Annotated in this window: 15 protein-coding genes and 1 tRNA gene; 6 read left to right on the top strand and 10 right to left on the bottom strand. The window is 33.7% G+C overall.

Annotated elements, in window-relative coordinates:
* Positions 1–222 precede the first annotated feature (222 nt).
* On the top strand, positions 223–1,368 hold the full coding sequence (lptF, locus tag H4J66_RS07415; protein ID WP_182172560.1) for an LPS export ABC transporter permease LptF: 1,146 nt from the start codon (positions 223–225) through the stop codon (positions 1,366–1,368).
* Positions 1,368–2,435, top strand: a complete 1,068-nt coding sequence (lptG, locus tag H4J66_RS07410) for an LPS export ABC transporter permease LptG (protein ID WP_220463236.1) — start codon at positions 1,368–1,370, stop codon at positions 2,433–2,435. The genes lptF and lptG overlap by 1 nt, the downstream gene beginning before the upstream one ends.
* Before the next feature lie 94 nt (positions 2,436–2,529).
* Here the strand turns inward: lptG and H4J66_RS07405 are convergent, their stop codons facing one another.
* Together H4J66_RS07405 and H4J66_RS07400 are read right to left on the bottom strand one after the other, a co-directional pair.
* Positions 2,530–3,030 (bottom strand): RDD family protein, encoded by a 501-nt coding sequence (locus H4J66_RS07405; RefSeq protein ID WP_070375839.1) that lies wholly within the window; start codon positions 3,028–3,030, stop codon positions 2,530–2,532.
* A 185-nt stretch (positions 3,031–3,215) separates the two neighbouring features.
* Complete coding sequence (locus tag H4J66_RS07400; RefSeq protein WP_182172557.1) at positions 3,216–3,977, bottom strand: ice-binding family protein; 762 nt, start codon at positions 3,975–3,977, stop codon at positions 3,216–3,218.
* Positions 3,978–4,568: 591 nt separating this feature from the next.
* Here H4J66_RS07400 and H4J66_RS07395 point away from each other — a divergent pair.
* Positions 4,569–4,653: transfer RNA gene (locus H4J66_RS07395), tRNA-Leu, on the top strand.
* Positions 4,654–5,532: 879 nt separating this feature from the next.
* On the opposite strand, the gene H4J66_RS20280 is transcribed toward H4J66_RS07395, so the two are convergent.
* Both H4J66_RS20280 and H4J66_RS07390 read right to left on the bottom strand, forming a co-directional pair.
* Positions 5,533–5,664 carry a hypothetical protein gene (locus tag H4J66_RS20280; protein WP_259368487.1) on the bottom strand — a complete coding sequence of 44 codons (132 nt, stop codon included), beginning with the start codon at positions 5,662–5,664 and terminating at the stop codon, positions 5,533–5,535.
* Between the two features lie 66 nt (positions 5,665–5,730).
* Positions 5,731–7,767: a replication endonuclease gene (locus H4J66_RS07390; RefSeq protein WP_182172554.1), complete on the bottom strand. Its 2,037-nt coding sequence runs from the start codon at positions 7,765–7,767 to the stop codon at positions 5,731–5,733.
* A gap of 542 nt (positions 7,768–8,309) precedes the next feature.
* Between H4J66_RS07390 and H4J66_RS07385 the strand changes: the two genes are divergently transcribed.
* The gene (locus H4J66_RS07385) at positions 8,310–8,585 is read left to right on the top strand and encodes a hypothetical protein (RefSeq protein WP_182172551.1); all 276 of its coding nucleotides are present in this window, start codon (positions 8,310–8,312) and stop codon (positions 8,583–8,585) included.
* A gap of 865 nt (positions 8,586–9,450) precedes the next feature.
* Complete coding sequence (locus H4J66_RS20275; RefSeq protein ID WP_259369083.1) at positions 9,451–10,062, top strand: PEP-CTERM sorting domain-containing protein; 612 nt, start codon at positions 9,451–9,453, stop codon at positions 10,060–10,062.
* Here H4J66_RS20275 and H4J66_RS07375 read toward each other — a convergent pair.
* The 4 genes from H4J66_RS07375 to H4J66_RS07360 all read right to left on the bottom strand — a co-directional run bounded on the left by H4J66_RS07375 (position 10,036) and on the right by H4J66_RS07360 (position 14,160).
* Complete coding sequence (locus H4J66_RS07375) at positions 10,036–11,046, bottom strand: reverse transcriptase/maturase family protein (RefSeq protein WP_182172548.1); 1,011 nt, start codon at positions 11,044–11,046, stop codon at positions 10,036–10,038. The genes H4J66_RS20275 and H4J66_RS07375 overlap by 27 nt on opposite strands.
* 505 nt (positions 11,047–11,551) lie before the next feature.
* Complete coding sequence (locus tag H4J66_RS07370; protein WP_182172545.1) at positions 11,552–12,367, bottom strand: plasmid recombination protein; 816 nt, start codon at positions 12,365–12,367, stop codon at positions 11,552–11,554.
* Between the two features lie 119 nt (positions 12,368–12,486).
* Complete coding sequence (locus H4J66_RS07365; protein WP_182172543.1) at positions 12,487–12,795, bottom strand: hypothetical protein; 309 nt, start codon at positions 12,793–12,795, stop codon at positions 12,487–12,489.
* 90 nt (positions 12,796–12,885) lie between these two features.
* Positions 12,886–14,160 (bottom strand): site-specific integrase, encoded by a 1,275-nt coding sequence (locus tag H4J66_RS07360; RefSeq protein ID WP_182172540.1) that lies wholly within the window; start codon positions 14,158–14,160, stop codon positions 12,886–12,888.
* A gap of 261 nt (positions 14,161–14,421) precedes the next feature.
* Here H4J66_RS07360 and ppiC point away from each other — a divergent pair, with 261 nt between their 5' ends.
* Positions 14,422–14,700, top strand: a complete 279-nt coding sequence (gene ppiC, locus H4J66_RS07355) for a peptidylprolyl isomerase PpiC (RefSeq protein ID WP_070375841.1) — start codon at positions 14,422–14,424, stop codon at positions 14,698–14,700.
* Between the two features lie 233 nt (positions 14,701–14,933).
* Here the strand turns inward: ppiC and H4J66_RS07350 are convergent, their stop codons facing one another.
* Both H4J66_RS07350 and H4J66_RS07345 read right to left on the bottom strand, forming a co-directional pair.
* The gene (locus H4J66_RS07350; RefSeq protein WP_182172537.1) at positions 14,934–15,548 is read right to left on the bottom strand and encodes a hypothetical protein; all 615 of its coding nucleotides are present in this window, start codon (positions 15,546–15,548) and stop codon (positions 14,934–14,936) included.
* A 77-nt stretch (positions 15,549–15,625) separates the two neighbouring features.
* On the bottom strand, positions 15,626–16,315 hold the full coding sequence (locus H4J66_RS07345; RefSeq protein WP_182172534.1) for a hypothetical protein: 690 nt from the start codon (positions 16,313–16,315) through the stop codon (positions 15,626–15,628).
* Positions 16,316–16,495 lie beyond the last annotated feature (180 nt).

Raw genomic sequence — 16,495 nt, 5'->3', positions numbered from 1 at the left:
AAAAACAAGCTGTTTTTAAATGAAATTTACAAGTAAACTTGTTTAAATCTATAAATAATCGTTATGCTTACTTTTAAAAGTATTCAGCTACAGGCTATAATTATAGCTTGGTGCAAGCGAATTCCCCTCAGAGCAAAAATTAATATTACTTATGAAAACGACAAGTTTACTTAAAAATAGAGCAGATGTCAGAAAAAAACGATGTTTTTATAGGGAATTCTTATGATTATCTTTCGTTATTTACTTAAAGAAGTCACTAAAACTCAATTAGCGGTTTTCTTAGTGCTGATGACCATTTTTATTAGTAATAAATTTGTTCGTATTCTTGATGATGCTGCCGAAGGTGGGATCCCCGGACACTTGGTTATGGTCTTTATTGGCTTAAAGATACCTGACTTAGCGGGAATGATTTTACCCTTAAGCTTATTTCTTGGGGTTTTATTGGCTTACGGGCGTATTTATGCCGATAGCGAAATGACAGTATTGCATGCCTGTGGTGTCAGTGAATGGTACGTAGTGCGGGTTACACTGATTTTAAGCTTTGTGACTGCGATATTTACCGGTATTTTTACGCTGTACCTATCACCTATGGCCTCAGAATATGAGTATCAAGTTAAAGAACAATTAGCCGCAGACTCGGGGTTAAGTTCGCTTATTGCTGGTCGTTTTCAAACGACAGGTAATGAAAAAGCCGTTATTTTTATTCATGACAAAAACCGTAATGACAACACCTTTGAAAAAGTGTTTGTTGCGCAACTTCCCGATAAAAAAGCCACAGATAAAAGTATTATTAATGCCAGTTTAGTTTATGCACAAACCGGACAAGTGGTTGAGGAAGAAAGTGGCTCACAGCGTCTAGTTTTGAGTGACGGCACACGTTATCAAAACGATACCAAGAGTAAAGAATTCAAAGAAGTCTTTTTTGATAAGTATTATATCCAAATACAAGATCAAAAAGTGGCGCACAAAAATAGAAAGTTAAGGGCTATTCCAACCCAAGATTTATTCGAAGAAGATACCGCTGCTTTTAGTGCAGAAAGTCATTGGCGCATTGCTTTTCCTATTGCGTGTTTGATCATGACATTAATTGCCGTACCCTTAAGTGTTGTTAATCCTAGGCAAGGTAAATTTGCTAAAATGTTACCGGCATTATTGCTGTTTCTAGGTTATTTCTTGATGCTGACAGCGGTGCGCTCTGGCGTTGAGTCGGGCACAATACCTAAAAGCTTAGGTTTATGGCCAGTACACTTTTTTGTGCTGGTGCTCGGTGTAAGTCTGCTTATAAAGGATCGCAGTTTTGGGATGAAAATCAAAGCTAAGCTTCCGCTATTATTTCGCAATTTTACCCGCAAAGGAAAATCATCATAATGCGTATATTAGACATGTACATTGGTCGAATTATTGCATCTACAACGCTGTTAACGTTATCAGTTTTTGTCAGCCTAAGTGGTATCATTAAGTTTGTTGAAGAAATGAAAACCGTGGGCAAGGGTAACTATGATATTGCGCATGCAGCTTTATTTGTGCTTTATAAAATCCCACCCGATATTGAAATGTTTTTCCCGATGTCAGCATTAATTGGTGGTTTAATCGGTATGGGTATGCTGGCAACAAACAGTGAGCTTGTGGTTATGCAAGCGGCAGGTTTGTCGCGGGTAGACATTATAAAATCAGTGATGAAGTCAGCGACTGTTCTCGTTTTTATCAGCATGGCGGTTGGAGAGTGGTTAGCGCCGGTTGGTGAATTAGCAGCAAGACAGCTTAAAGCGCAGGCGATATCGGGCGGAAGCTTAATTTCATCCGCTGATGGAACTTGGGCGAAAGACGGTGATTATTTTGTCCATATTGGTGAAGTAGAAGACAAAGGGAAATTAAACGATGTACAAATATACCGCTTTGATAAATCATTAAAACTATCAAGTTGGTTATCTGCAGATAGTGCTATTTATCAAAAAGATGCCTGGCAGTTGCGTGATGTTGTCGATATCCATTTAAGTGAAAACCAAATGGTTACCGAGTCATCGCAGGTAAAAATGTGGACATCGAGTTTGACGCCTGAAAAACTTGGCGTCGTTATGGTTACTCCCGAAGCTTTATCATTACGGGGCTTATCTGAATACTTAAGTTATTTGGAAGAAAACAACCAAGACTCAAGTCGTTACGTTTTAGCTTTTTGGCGTAAAATAGTTCAACCACTAACCGTTGCGGTGATGCTGCTACTTGCCTTGTCTTTTGTTTTTGGACCTTTGCGTTCAGTATCGATGGGGGCAAGAATTATGATGGGAGTAGCAACAGGAATATTGTTTTTTATTACTAACGAAGTACTAGGGTCGTTAAGCTTAGTGTATCAGTTGCCAGCGGCTTTTGGCGCGTTAATGCCCAGCTTTATCTTTGTATCATTAGCGTTATACCTAATGAATAAACGGCCCAGTTAACGTTTACTTGTGCGCCTTTTAGTCGATAAATGTGATTAGAAGGCATGATAATCACATTTATCATGCCTCACTTTATTGCAGCGTATTAGTGGCTCTACAAACGTCCACGGTTAGCCTCTAACGTTAAAACCACCACTTCTGTATCGGTTAACCTGTCTTGTAAGCTTAATTTGTTTTTACGATCAAAAATCACCGTAAAGTTACCTAAACCTAATAGCGTAGGCAGTAATCTTTTTAGGCCAGTAACCTTATTGATCAAAGTACCATCTTGGTTTTGCACACGTAAACGCCAGGCTTTCATTCCTAAGGTTTGACCGGTTTTAGACCAAAACCAAATAAAGAAAAACGACACCCAAGCAAGCTTCCAAAACTCATTTGGCCACTTTAACCAAGCCGTATTGGCAATAGCATCAGAAAAGTGTTCGTACCCCTGTAAGCCAAATAAACCAAAGTGAAAACCTAAGTACATCAATAGAAATGACATTGCACCGGCAGTCATATAAACCGCAATGGCAATTAAAAGATCATATACCCATGAAGCTAAGCGGCGGCGAAAACCAGCACGGGGAAAATGTTGAGATGAAATGAAAGTCATAAGTCACGTGAATAATAAATTTTCACCAGTTTATCAAACACAAAAGCTAAAGTATAAGAGAGATGATTATTTGTGTTTTTTATCGCTAAAATAGTATTAAAAAACGACATAAAAAAATGACAGTAGCATTGAAGCTTGCCATCTTTATATGTCGTTAACGCTATTTGACTGAAGTTTCTACGTTGTTATAGAGGAGCTTCTTCATATTGCTCAGTTGGCGCGTTAATCGTGTTTTTTTGCAATGTGACAGCAGTTTGCGCCAATAATCTCCCGTTAACAGTGGTTCCAGTATTAACAGAAATCAAGGTTTTACTGAGCACGATACCTTCAAAAGATGCATAAGTGCCCAATGCGGTATAACCTGCGACTTGCCAGAAAATATTTTTGGCTAAAGCTCCACCCGTTAAAGTCACGCGCTTGGCATTCGCCTGATTTAAATTACCGGATATTTGCATGATCCAAACATCATCCATAGTGCCATTAAAAGTAACATCTGTACTGATATTGACGTCTGAAGACCATTTATAAACACCAGGTTCTAGCGTTAGGCCGCCAATTTCACCCGCACCAAGTTCGGTATGATCAGCAGGAACTCTGCCTGCAGCATCATTGTAGGCAATGCCCATATCACTGACTGCTAATTCTAAAAGGTAAGGTGAATTTATCGAGCAGGGCAGTGGGCCAGCAGAGTCAACGGTATACATAGCGCCGGTTACTTCATCACAGTTGAGTAAAAGTGCAGCGCCTGTAATTGGGCTAGTACCGACATTACCGGTAACAGTAGACGGATAAACATCAGTAATACCAGATTTACTCAATATGGTGAAAGTACCTGCTTCGCCAAGTTCTACCGCATAGGGGCCTGCGGCCATAACATTTCCAGCAAAAATACTTCCCATAATTAAGGGGATAAGTACTTTTTTCGAATTGCTTATTAAGGTTTTCATAATATTTCTCCATATGGAATTGTCAATTTACAGTAAGTAAATTGTTACTAAGCTCACTCCATGGCTATGTTATATCACACAAGAATGATTTTAGATTGGCATCAAATGACTTGTTGATATATTGAGCCGTTTATTTAGACTGAAATTATTTTAATTTCGATAAAATAGCTGATGAAGGCAACGTTTATTTTAGTGTCGCGAGCTATACTTAATTGCCTTGTTGAAAGGGGAACCGTCACCTAAGCATTAATTAAGTCGGTGTTTAATGATTTAAACTTTCAAATACCTCCAAATCGACCAAATAATAAACATATACGCCAACGATTGATAAAAACTATTGCTTAATAAAGTTATTTTCGTATAATGCCGAACATATTCATTAATGCACTGGCGTTATTGATAAACAGTTTAAATTTTTGGTAGTTACTACAAAAATATTTAAGCCGCAGTGGTGGAATTGGTAGACACGCCGGATTCAAAATTCGTTGTGTGTAGGCTTTAACTAGTGTAAAGTACTTTAAGTACAAGAGCTTAGGTTTTGAAAAGCTCTATAAATATCTTTCAGACACCTTTCAGAGTTTTTCACGAAGTGGCATCTTGGTGGAATTGGTAGACACGCTAGATTCAAAATCTGGTTCCTTCGGGAGTGCGAGTTCGATTCTCGCAGATGCTACCATTTTGTGAAATTCTCCTTTTTTGTGTTATTTTCAAATTAACTAGACAACTTCCTTCTTTGTGTTACTACTCTTATAACTTGACGAACCCTCTTCTTATGTTACTTTCTTGTTAACTTGACAATCCACTCTTTTGTGTTATTTGACTTTTAACTTGATAATCCTCTTTTTTGTGTTATTTGACTTTTAACTTGATAATCCTCTTTTTTGTGTTATTTCTCTATTAACTTGACTGATTTATTATTTTTGATACCTACTTCCTTTACTAATTTATTATTTTTGATATTAATTGTTTCTTTTGGTTTTATGTTTTTTAACCCTTCTTTATTTTGTTTTTTTTAACTGCTCTACACATCAATAGGGTGAAGAGATTTGTAAATGTCAAACTGTTTTTCTATTTGTTTTTTTTGTTCTTCTAGTACTTTTTATTTTACCTTGCTTGATTAATTTATTATTTATGATACTTGTTTGATTGATTATTTTTATATTTATGATACTTACTTCCTTGACGATCTCTTTTATTGCGTTACTACTCCTATAACTTGATAATTCCATTTTTTGTGTTACTACTCAATTAATATGACAAATCATTATTTTTTGTTACGGTTGCTTGATAAAGTACATATTTTTGTTACTAATCAATTAACTTGCTTTATTTTATTTAAATGTTGTGGATTACTTATTTGTTTGTTTTTTGTACTGGTTTTTAGGTGGGAAAGTTGAAAGCGTGGCTTTGTTTATTTTAATTTTTAATTGTGTTATTAATGCTTTTTAATCCCGTTTTCAGTAGCTTTTTTTGTTGTACTTTGTTTGAGTATTATCAATAGAGGCTGTAACAAACATCGATAAAAAAAGGGGCGAAGCCCCGTAATAATAACTCTCTAATTTAGCAGTGAATACCAGCGCTCTGCTTCTTTTTGCTTCATTCTTTCATTGTATTTTTCATTTTCTTCATTTAGCTTTTCATATTTTATGTTCATTTCACGAATCCACTTGTAGTATTCTTCATGCATTTTATTGACTCCATGTATTTTGTTCCCATTTTACTTACCTTTTTAAAGCTTAACGACTTATAATCATTAAGCAGCTATATCGTTCAAAAACATGTGCATTTCTATGTACTCTTTTGACTTGTTTTTATATTTCTTATGTATTTCTGCAATTTCATCTCTTTCATTTGACCTTTGTGTCTCTATTTGGTTGTGCAATCTTGCTTTTATGTCTTCATCAGATGACGAAGTCAGCTGACTTGGATAACTATCTTTAACTGTCCCCAACAATTCGCTTTTTATTTCTTCTTTAATTTCTAGTATTGTTATTTTTTCACTTCTGTAATTTACTAAGTACGTCACTTTTTGACCTAAATTTGATATCTCTTTTATTGATCTATCTAGTACGCTTTCTTCACTAAATATCTGTCTTTCATGTATCATTATGTTTGATATGTTTTTTTCATTTGCTTTTAAGTTCATTAATTCTGCTTGTGATTTATTTAGCAAGACGCTTTTATTTTTAAACACTTCTGCTGCATTTATTACATTTGATTTTATAGCTACATTTGTTTTTAATTTTTCACCATATGCGTTAACTCTACTTTCTTTTACCCATTCTAAGTTTTTGCTTACAGCAATAAATCTAACAAATGCATTAGACGTATTTTCATTGTCTTTTAAGCCTTCTTTTTTTGCGATTTTTATAGCTTTAATAAGATCTTTATTTTCTTCATTATCTTCAATTTTGTCAGCATCTAGTTTTCTGCAATAATCCCACTTGCCTAATGCTCCGTTGATTCCTCTGAATGAAAATCTTCTTACAGAATTTACTTTGTACCACGCCGAAATTGCTTCAATGTGATTTTTTACTTCAACTTTCTCAATTATGCCGCTTTCTGAAATTTCATCTTCTAGAGCATCACCGCTATCAAAAAAGTTTTTAGTTATATATTTAAACAAATAAGATACAGGAGAAGCAATTTTCTCTTCTTTGTTGTCTTTTTCTGCTTTCTTTATTAGTTTAATAGTTAATGCTTTATTAGTTATTTCTTCTACTTCTCCACTTAATAAGCTTTCTATCATTTCATTTATTTGACCTTCAGTTTTTTCATTGCTGTAGTTAAATAGCTTGAATTTTTCTTTTAATATTATTCTTAATGAATCATCAGATGAAAACAAAAGAGAGTGACAGTGTGGCGTTCCTGAAAAATGTGGCTCTGTACACTTTATTTCAAGAAAATCCTGATTGCTCATTACGATCCCTTCTTTTTCTAATCTCTTTTTTAGCTTTATGTCATTATTTCTTAAAAATTCTATTGCATCTTTAGAAGTGTTTTTTTTGTCCCCGCGGCTTCCTTTTGCGATCTTTGGCGCAGTATGAAAATTAGGAGGGCATGTGTCAGTAGTGAACACACAAATATAATTTTTTTGCTCCGCAATTATTTGCGTTGCATATGAACGCATTATTATTTTAGACATTTGAATTCTGCTAATATAATTAGCGTCAGGTAATGAAGTAGCTAGCCCGTTTACTTCAATAAACGTATTCTTTCTATATTCAGCTTGTTTTGTTTCAGAGTGATTGTAAAAAGCTTTCTGCTTGTCTGTTGCATAAGTTACGGCTTTACCGTTTTTGTTCTTTTTAGCGTCATATGCTTCTTGAGCTGCAAGCTTAATTATGATTATCTTGAAAGTTTTATTAACAAGTCTTCTAATTCCTCTCCGACACTGCAATCTTTTTATCTTACTTGTAGCACTTAACTTGTCATCAATATTCTTTATGAATTCATGTTTTTCAGCTAGCTCTTTTATTAGTAAATTATTGTAGTGCTCATCAATTCTTAGATCCCACTTTCTATCTCTTTCTTTTCTTTTTTCTTTTGTGTTGCAGAAATTTGGTATTCCTGTTTCTTTGTGTATTTGTTTCATTAAAAATATTTTTCTGAACGTATTTATTCTTTCAGTTGTAAGTAGAGGGAATTTTTCTAATGATTCTTTAATTTGATTTATAGATGCAGATACAGCCTTAAACGCTTTAATGCTTATAGCATCAAACGAATTTCTATTGCATCCACATTTTTTTATGTCTGCTATTACACTGTATGTATTTTGAACTGTACTCACTTAAAAACCACCTAAAAACGTTAATATGCAACTAACAATTTAAGTGTTTTAAGTTTTAATTCCATTTAGGTTTTTTAATGCGTAAATTCACTTTTACTGCATATTTATTCGTTTTCTGTTTTTTTTTACTTGTTTAAACACTCTTCATAAACTGTTAGCTGTTGATGTATCTATTATAAGCATATTTAATCTCACTCGTCAAACTTATTACTACTGATTTAAGTAAAAACTTCAACGTCAACAGTCACTTGACTTATTTTGTTATCCCGCTATAAACGGTGCTTATACCCTACATAACCATTATTTATAACATAAAAACCTAATAAAACAAGCGTTAGGGTTAATAATTAATGAAAACAAGCTATAAATACAGTAGTCGCACTTAAGTTATTGATAAATAAGTAACCATTATTAAAGGATGAAATAAACTATGTACACTTGTACAGTGTATTTCTCTTGACTGTTTTATTTAATATACTGCATGATATGTGTATAGGGAAAGCATAGCGGAAACGGATTTCCAACTAATTAGAGAAAACATTATGTCAGAGAAAGTTCAAATATTAAGTATTACTAAGAGCAAAGGCGTATCTAAAAAAACAGGTAATGCTTATGAGATTTACAAAGCTAATATTGCTGTAAAAGCAGTTGGGTTTGGAGCTGAAGGTCAAGCTAAGGGAGTTAATGCTAAAGAAGTTGATTTATCAGCAGACGCATTCATTAAAGGTTTTTCTTTTGATTATCCGAATGAGTTTGTTGTTGATGCTGGTGGCTTAATGTCAAACGGCCTTCAAATTACGAGCATCAGTAAAGCTTAGTTAAAGTGATTCATTATAATCTACGCACTTAGCGGTGCGTATTCTTTAAATTACTAAGGTTTATCAATTCCCTTCCATGTCAAAAAAGTGCGCATTGCAGACGTTAGCCACTCGTTAATCCTAACGTCCGCTTGAAGCTCTAAGGAGACAGTGGAGTTCAAATTTAAGATGTTAAAGTTGAGACTAAAGTTACTGTTAACAGAATAAAAAATCAAAGTTCGCTTTGCCAATGTCCGACTCCCACTAGCAACGGATAAAACTCCGTTATTATGCATATTTTGAATTTTACCATCTTGTTTTAAGCTAATTTCATGAATATAGAAATAGATAACTTACATTATAAAATCAATATCTTGAATTTGTAGTAAGACCAATTAATGACATGTCAAACCAACGGATTACAAGTCAGTTGCTAGGTGTTGAATATACTGGTATGTAGTGGTGTTACGGTGTTGGAATACAACAATTAGCATCACTGAGTTTTAATCAATTACACTACTGAAACACTTGTTTTAAGTGGTTTAAGCATGAATGTTGTAGTGGTTTATATCAGGTTGAAGATGAAATTTAATCATCTAATAATATTTTTATACTAAAACTAGTTTTATTTACAGTTTGTTAATATTGTTCAATCGAAACAACCGGTTGATAAGTTATTTTGTGTCAGATTATTTTACAGTGTTACTTAATTAAACACTGCATAAATTATCATCATATTGAAATTGTTTGATATTTTAAGTTTGGTATGATTTTTGTATTAATGTGCGGGGATTCATAGATTACTTTAACAACGATTACCTACCCAGATTTTTGGAAAGGGATATAAGGAACACATATGAAATTTAAATTTTTAAATAAGGTATTTATGGTTTTAGCCATAACTACTAGCTGTTTGTCGAATGCTGGTCTTATTACAGACCATGATGGGTACGTCACTGATAGCGTTACGGGCTGGCAGTGGTTAGACGCTAGGTTCACCGATAACATGTCATATAATGATGTATTAGCAAGCACAACTAGTGGCAGCCTTATCGGTTGGGAAATTGCTTCAACTTCAGAGGTATTAGGACTTTTACTTCATCAAAATAACAACGTTCTAATCCCTACAACAGGAACAGGGCGCACATGGGACACTTCAATATTTTCATTCAAAGCACTAGTGATGATGTTAGGAGATGGTTCTTATTATGGAGATAATGCTAATCATGGGTATTTAAACGGCATGACGACTGAAATTTCAAGTTACTCAAATAGAGCTGGAGCACCCCGTACAGTACAAATCGGGTGGTGGAGCGATAAAGTCGCTCAGGGATTCTTAAGAGACGATTCATGGGGACCTGAGAGTCACAGCGCGACCAACATCCGCACAAATACTTGGCTCGTCAAGAAGGCGGAGGTTCCAGAACCTTCAACACTTGCTATTTTTGCATTAGGCATGATTGGTTTAGCATCACGTCGATTTAAGAAACAATCTTAAGTTTATTGATTCAGAATCAAAATTAATTATTGACGACGGTATGCCTGATAAAACCCATGTAACCCAACGTTGTCGATAATCATCAAGAAGCATCTTCCAATTTGGTTGATGCTTTTTTTGCTCATAAAGCTGCGTTATTCGACGAATGTGATTTTGTACTGTTCGTTTTGACACGGTTATTTTTTCTTGTCCAAACTGATATCCTAAAAAGTCAAATCCATTACTAATCCTACCTATGTCTGTTTTGTCAGGATGTTGTTTTAACTTTAGTTTTTCAAAATGTTGATTAACTGTTATTATCGCTTTGCGTAATTTCCACCTTGATGGTGATAGTACGATAATATCATCCATATAACGTCGATAGAATACGGATTTATCTTCCATTTCTTTATCTAACTCATAAAGATAAAAACTCGATATCAAAGGGCTTAACGGACACCCTGATGAAATACCTTGTTTTATATCCTTAAATAAACCTCCAGATTCAACACTTCGTTTTAGATACTGCGCTAGTAGGTTCATTACCATTTTATTTTTGATGTAAACCGATAACTTGTCTAACAATATTTCGTGATTGATGGACTCATAATACGATTTAACATCCGTTCTAAATACAAAGGTATTATTCGGTATTTCAGCTTGTATTGAAGTTACTGTTTGTTTACTACCACCATGCCCTTTTAAGTGTGTACACAGCTTAGATGACGGTAAATAATGTGATAACACCAATGATAACAATTTCAATACCACACTATCGATTGATGTCCATAAGTGAATAACTTCACCTGAAGCTTTTGTTACCTTTTGTAGTGGTTGAAAAGTGAAACGGTTAATTGATAAATCACGTATTAATTTGGGTTTAATACTTTTCCAATGAAATCGACAATGCCACACATCACTGTTCACAGGAAAGTGTTTGCGTTGTTTACATAACCACCTAAACGATTCATCGATTAAGTATTCAGATACTAATTCGGTTATCACTAATGTTCATACCACTGTAAACTTATTCGACTCATACATATGTATTAACCATGATTTACATTACAAAATACTACCATAGGATTCTTAATCCTTTGTTATGCCGTATGTGTAAAAGCCTTCAGACACTTTAACTTAATATTCAGCACTACTGGTGTCAGCTTTCATAGTTTTTGACAAGAAATCATTCCCGAAAAATATCTCCTTTATCGAATAGTTACGAAATAGTTGTAGTTAGATAAGCAAAGACTAATGTCAGCTTTCTAACTTTAAGCAGGCTATTTTGAGGTCATTATTTCATAATGGAAAGGGTCTTCAATGTGGCATTAGTGAATATAAGGAAAATGCTTCAATCTCATTTTCTGTCGCAGGTTTCATAATTTTCTGCGATCCACATCTATTCAGGAGTACTAATAAATAAAAACAAACAATTAGATATATTTATAAAAGTAAAAATTCATGCCCTATAAATAAAAAAAAGGGGCTTCCCCTTTGGGGAGTTTGTTTTTTATTTTAGGGTATAACTACTATTACCAAAACCGAGGGCTTTGCTTAGTCTCAATTTTAGCAACTTAATATTATTCTTATAACTATTAATAACATTAATTAGCTTTAAATTAGCTCTCTTAAGTTTTAATATTTCAAAATCTTTATCACTGCTTAACTTATTCATATCATTCATTGCTAATTGAGTCTTTCTGCTTCGTCTCTCTCGTTGTACTGTCTTTCGCTCAAAACCTAAAGGTTTGCTAGTAAGTTTAAAATACTGATCTTGAAATTCTGTTAAACCACTTCTAAAAGCCTTTCTTTTTAGCTTTGTGTTCTTCTCGTTATCTTCAGCTAAAAAAGCGGGGTGAAAGCTTCTCATGTTTAAGTCTTTACTGTTATATAGATAGAAGTGCAAGTGGGGATTTGATTCGTCCATATGACAAATAACTGATTTTATGTTACTGTTAAATTTAGCTTTTAAGTATTCTACTGTTACTTTTTTCCATATTTCAAAGTGCTTAATATCGAATTCTTTTGAGGTTTGCTTTATTGGATATGAAGCTATTCCAGCGGTTAATATTCTTGCATCTTTTCGTATCTTCTTATTATTTACTTTTACATTTTCAGATAGATAATTCAGCTCAGATAGCATTTCCGAAGCTGTTATTCCGAAAATTATCTCAGGCTTCATAGGGTTATTAACATGCTTAGAATGACTAGCTTCACGTTCAGCCTCCTTTAATATACCAAATACATTACCCCTCGTTTCTCCATTTTTGCGCTGTACGGTCTTTTGTGAATACTCTTCAATTCTTAAAAATTGTGCATTATTCATTGCATCCCCCGTTAGATTTTGGAGCGAATGCGGATTTCTTTTTGCTTGCAAAAAGCCGAACGAGCGAAGCGAAGAGTGTTGGAACAACACGGAGTCGGTTATTTAGCATTGTGTAAAAATTAACAAAACTCATTATTCATCATACTTCTTTCATGCTTATCTGATTCGTCATTATCATTAAGCTCAGGATACTTGCTTTCAAAATAAGAGTTAATATTACTCAATACCTCTGTAGCTATATCTTTAAACTCTTCTTCAGTCATATTTATTGATAGTTCTAGTTCTTCAAGATCACTTTTTGTTATTAAATTGTCTGCTGTTATTAGTTTATATATAGCAGAAAACTTTCTAAACATGCTCTTATCAAGCATTGAATTTTCAATTGATTTGAAGTTATTTTTTTGTAGCATTTTTTCTAGTGACATCATTTTATTTACTCATTAATATAAGTAAATTTTAACACTAATTAAAATTATAATTTTACTTAACATATTTTCTATGTGTGATTGTTCACATTTTTATAAAAGTTCATCTCTATTCATTCTCGTAGTTAGCTTATTATAGTATCTATCTATCATTTCAATACTAGTACCGCATTGAGCCGCAATTAGTGCGGGTGATTTTTTGGCTTTTAACATGTTAGTAATATAGCTATGTCTAAAGCTATAAAGTGATATAGCTTCTTCTTTGTGATCTATTTTGCAGTATTCACAGAAGTCAGAAAACATTCTTTCAAATTGTTGATTAATTACATTTGAATGATTTGATTTAAATAAATATGAATCTTTTAATGTGTTTTTAAATTGAAAAAGTGGGTGGTTATCATGTATTGATTTATCACCTTTTCGATGTATTTTGTTTATTATTTCGTTGATTGCAATTAGTGCTTTGCTATTAACTACTATCTCTCTAAATGATCTCTTGGATTTGCTGTGTATCTTTCCTGCGGTTATTTTTAGGTGTACATAGTCTCTATCAATAAGCCCTTTTTTATTAAGTTTTGGTATGCTGATGCTACTTATCATTTGATGATTTGTGCTTACATTCTCCCTAATGATATTTTCTTTCTCTTCAACCACAAAGTCACTAAATTTTATGTGTGAGGTTTCTTCACCTGACCTTGCACCTGTTTCGAGTAGAAATGTCATATAATGTTTGAATATAAATCTTTTATCTCTTGATGACTCTCTTTTTGCTTCATTTATGAAGTTATCAATATTCTCACTAAATATGCTTAAATGTTCATGATTAAACATTTGTTTTGTATCAGCTTGTTTTAGTTTTACGGTAGGCACTTTAATCGCTTCAGCTTCCGTTATTATTTTTTCATCAATAGCTCTGTTTATTATTTTGTTAAAGCAACTTTTTCTAATTGTTAGTTGTGTTTTGCTGTTTGCAAACTCACTTAAATAGTCTTTTACTATGATTCTATCTAGCTTCTTTATTCTTGTGCTTCCTATTTTTTCTATTATTTCATTTATTACTCTGATGTAATCAGTATTAATTTTTTTATCTTCAATCATTAGTAATTCTATTACTTTTAGTCCTATTTTTTTAACGGTTGGTTGCTTTCTTTTGCTTACTTCTTCTATGAAGCTACTATCATGATAATTAGTATATAAAGCCCAAGCTTTTCTTGTAGCTTGTTCTATGTCGCTTGTTCTTGTAGATATGCGTATACTACGTTCACTTTCTGAACCTTCTTTTTTTCTTAGATATACATAAAAGTTTTTACTTTTTTTATCTTTATATATGTATAATTTGTCAGTTAGTTTAATGAATGTTTCAGACATAATCTTTCAGAGTTTCTTTCAGAGTGCTTGCAGTGTATCTACGCAACCCTTTGTTGTAAAGGGCGTGTGTTGCTGTGCGGGGATTCAAAATCCGGTTTCGAAAGAAGTGACGGTTCAAGTCCGTCCTGCGGTACCATAATATGAAAGCCCTGATTCGAAAGAATCGGGGCTTTTTGTTTTCCGAAAGATAATATTCAACTAAATTAGTTATGAGCCGCTATAATATGCGTGTTTATTAGATAGTACTAAAAAGGTTTCAATATGGCAGCAACAGCGCATGCACTTCACATCTTGGTTAAACATAAAGAGATAGCAGAAGATATTATTAAGCAGCTAGCTAAAGGGGCTAAGTTTCAAACATTAGCTAAAAAACATTCGTCCTGTCCATCGGGTAAAAAAGGGGGTGATTTAGGCGAGTTTAAACGAGGTCAGATGGTACCTCAGTTTGATAAAGTGGCTTTTAGCGGTGCAATATTAGAGCCCCATCTTGTTAAAACTAAATTTGGTTGGCATGTTATTAAAGTGCTTTACCGGACTTAATTCACGACGGGTGATTCTTAATACCGCTTCTTTTTAAAATCGCTGCCAAAGAAATTTTTGTTCAAGCCTGACAGCTGTTATCACATTTAAAGCCCTGCTTTTTATTAGATGAAGTTTTTTATGAAAATTTTATTTGCAACATCAGCTAGATCTAACAATGGTAGCTGTTTTGATTAAAACAGCAGGTTTACTCTAGCTATGCTACTGGTAATAAAATGGTTTATCAATGATGACTAAAATTTAATAGCTAAACCAACCGAAATACTCCCATCAAGCCACAGACCATCTTCTATCAAAGCGTGACAGATGCTTTCTTGACAAAATAACTGATTATCCTCTTCTATATAACTTGCATAACCTCGAAGCTCTGTAACAAGAGCGACATATTTTGATAGTTCGTAGCGCGTGCCAAAAGCCATAGTGAGGGAGGGGTAGATTTCGTCTTTACTGTCAGTTTCAAAATAAGTGGCACCGATGCCTAGCGAGATGGTCGTCACATAATTTTGCTGTTTAAGCTGAGTAACGCCACTGAAATGCAAGTAGGTAATATCGAAGGAGTGCTCTTGTAGATCTGAACTACTGATAAAGTCGTGGCTAACGGTGTTAAGTAATATTTGTCCTTGGCCATTAGGTGAGTCTTGCCAAGCGATTGCTAAGCCATAATTCTTATCATCAGTGACAACCAGGTCTGTGCCGTTTTGGCTGTTAATTAGATCAGCACTGAACATTTTCCCGATAAAGGGAGTTATTTCTATATCTCGAGCATGGCTTGTAAAAGGTAATAGCAATAAAACTGAATTAATAAGTATGATGCAAATGAGATTTGCTGTCGTTAATGACGTTCGCATTTTATTACCTTTTTAATACGGATAAATCATAAGTGAGTAAAGCTATTATTAGCTGGGTTATTAGACTATTTCAAGCTTTACAATGTTTTTGTAAGCATAGTTGCTTGGTTATTCAATATGATCAATAATTTTTCAAATAACTCAATACCTATGGTTTCACCAGTGCTACCGGTTTCTTTATCAATACTATCTACCTCAAAACGAGGTAATATTTTAGTGATTATTGGTGCGTCTTTATGACTTATTAAATTAAGTATTGCAGAATTTACTGTTATTTTAGCGACCTTTAATAAACGTGGTGTCGTTGTAACTTGTTGCTGATTTTCGACACTAGGGTCTTTGAGGGTGAATTGAGCTATATTTTTTTGCACGGTTGATAGTAGTTGTTTGAAGCTGCCACCATCTTCGCTGTAATAAATTGAAGCACTCAAGCCATCGATGGTTATACTCTCGATAAGAATAATATCTTCTTTTAAGCTATCACGATCAACCACTAAATGAATGGCGGCAATACTTAGTGTCGATTTTTCATCGGTCGAAATATTCGATAATAGTGATGGAGCCATCACAAAATTACTAATGGTTCCTGTTCCCTGATACCCATGGACAGTTACGTTTTCAACCGTTACTTTTTGTTGGCTTAGTTGCGAACCAATATTTTGAAGTTGATTTTTAATATGAAAATTTAAAGAGTCACTGGCTAAAAACCATAGCGCAGCACCACATGATAATAATAAAACAAAAATTATGGCTGCAAATTTGTTCAAGGTTTGATCCTAAGTTGTATAGCAAATATTTATTATAACGTACTTTTATTATTGAATTTTAACTGGATAAAAATTTTAACTCAACGTCGTGTTGAAAAGCGTATTTTTTATTCAGCTTGATTAAAAAAAATACATGGTATATAAGATGAATGAATAACGAAAATTAATAAAAAATATATC

This window comes from Colwellia sp. MB3u-55 (assembly GCF_014076785.1).
Lineage (GTDB): Bacteria > Pseudomonadota > Gammaproteobacteria > Enterobacterales > Alteromonadaceae > Colwellia_A.
Note: the sequence above shows the minus strand (reverse complement) of the source record. Positions and strands in the feature narration are given on the sequence as shown.

Excerpts from the sequence above, each read along its gene's own strand:
- lptF (WP_182172560.1), top strand. The coding sequence starts at position 223 with ATGATTATCTTTCGTTATTTACTTAAAGAAGTCACTAAAACTCAATTA.
- lptG (WP_220463236.1), top strand. The coding sequence starts at position 1,368 with ATGCGTATATTAGACATGTACATTGGTCGAATTATTGCATCTACAACG.
- H4J66_RS07405 (WP_070375839.1), bottom strand. The coding sequence starts at position 3,030 with ATGACTTTCATTTCATCTCAACATTTTCCCCGTGCTGGTTTTCGCCGC.
- H4J66_RS07400 (WP_182172557.1), bottom strand. The coding sequence starts at position 3,977 with ATGAAAACCTTAATAAGCAATTCGAAAAAAGTACTTATCCCCTTAATT.
- H4J66_RS20280 (WP_259368487.1), bottom strand. The coding sequence starts at position 5,664 with ATGCATGAAGAATACTACAAGTGGATTCGTGAAATGAACATAAAATAT.
- H4J66_RS07385 (WP_182172551.1), top strand. The coding sequence starts at position 8,310 with ATGTCAGAGAAAGTTCAAATATTAAGTATTACTAAGAGCAAAGGCGTA.
- H4J66_RS20275 (WP_259369083.1), top strand. The coding sequence starts at position 9,451 with ATGGTTTTAGCCATAACTACTAGCTGTTTGTCGAATGCTGGTCTTATT.
- H4J66_RS07370 (WP_182172545.1), bottom strand. The coding sequence starts at position 12,367 with ATGAATAATGCACAATTTTTAAGAATTGAAGAGTATTCACAAAAGACC.
- H4J66_RS07365 (WP_182172543.1), bottom strand. The coding sequence starts at position 12,795 with ATGATGTCACTAGAAAAAATGCTACAAAAAAATAACTTCAAATCAATT.
- H4J66_RS07360 (WP_182172540.1), bottom strand. The coding sequence starts at position 14,160 with ATGTCTGAAACATTCATTAAACTAACTGACAAATTATACATATATAAA.
- ppiC (WP_070375841.1), top strand. The coding sequence starts at position 14,422 with ATGGCAGCAACAGCGCATGCACTTCACATCTTGGTTAAACATAAAGAG.
- H4J66_RS07350 (WP_182172537.1), bottom strand. The coding sequence starts at position 15,548 with ATGCGAACGTCATTAACGACAGCAAATCTCATTTGCATCATACTTATT.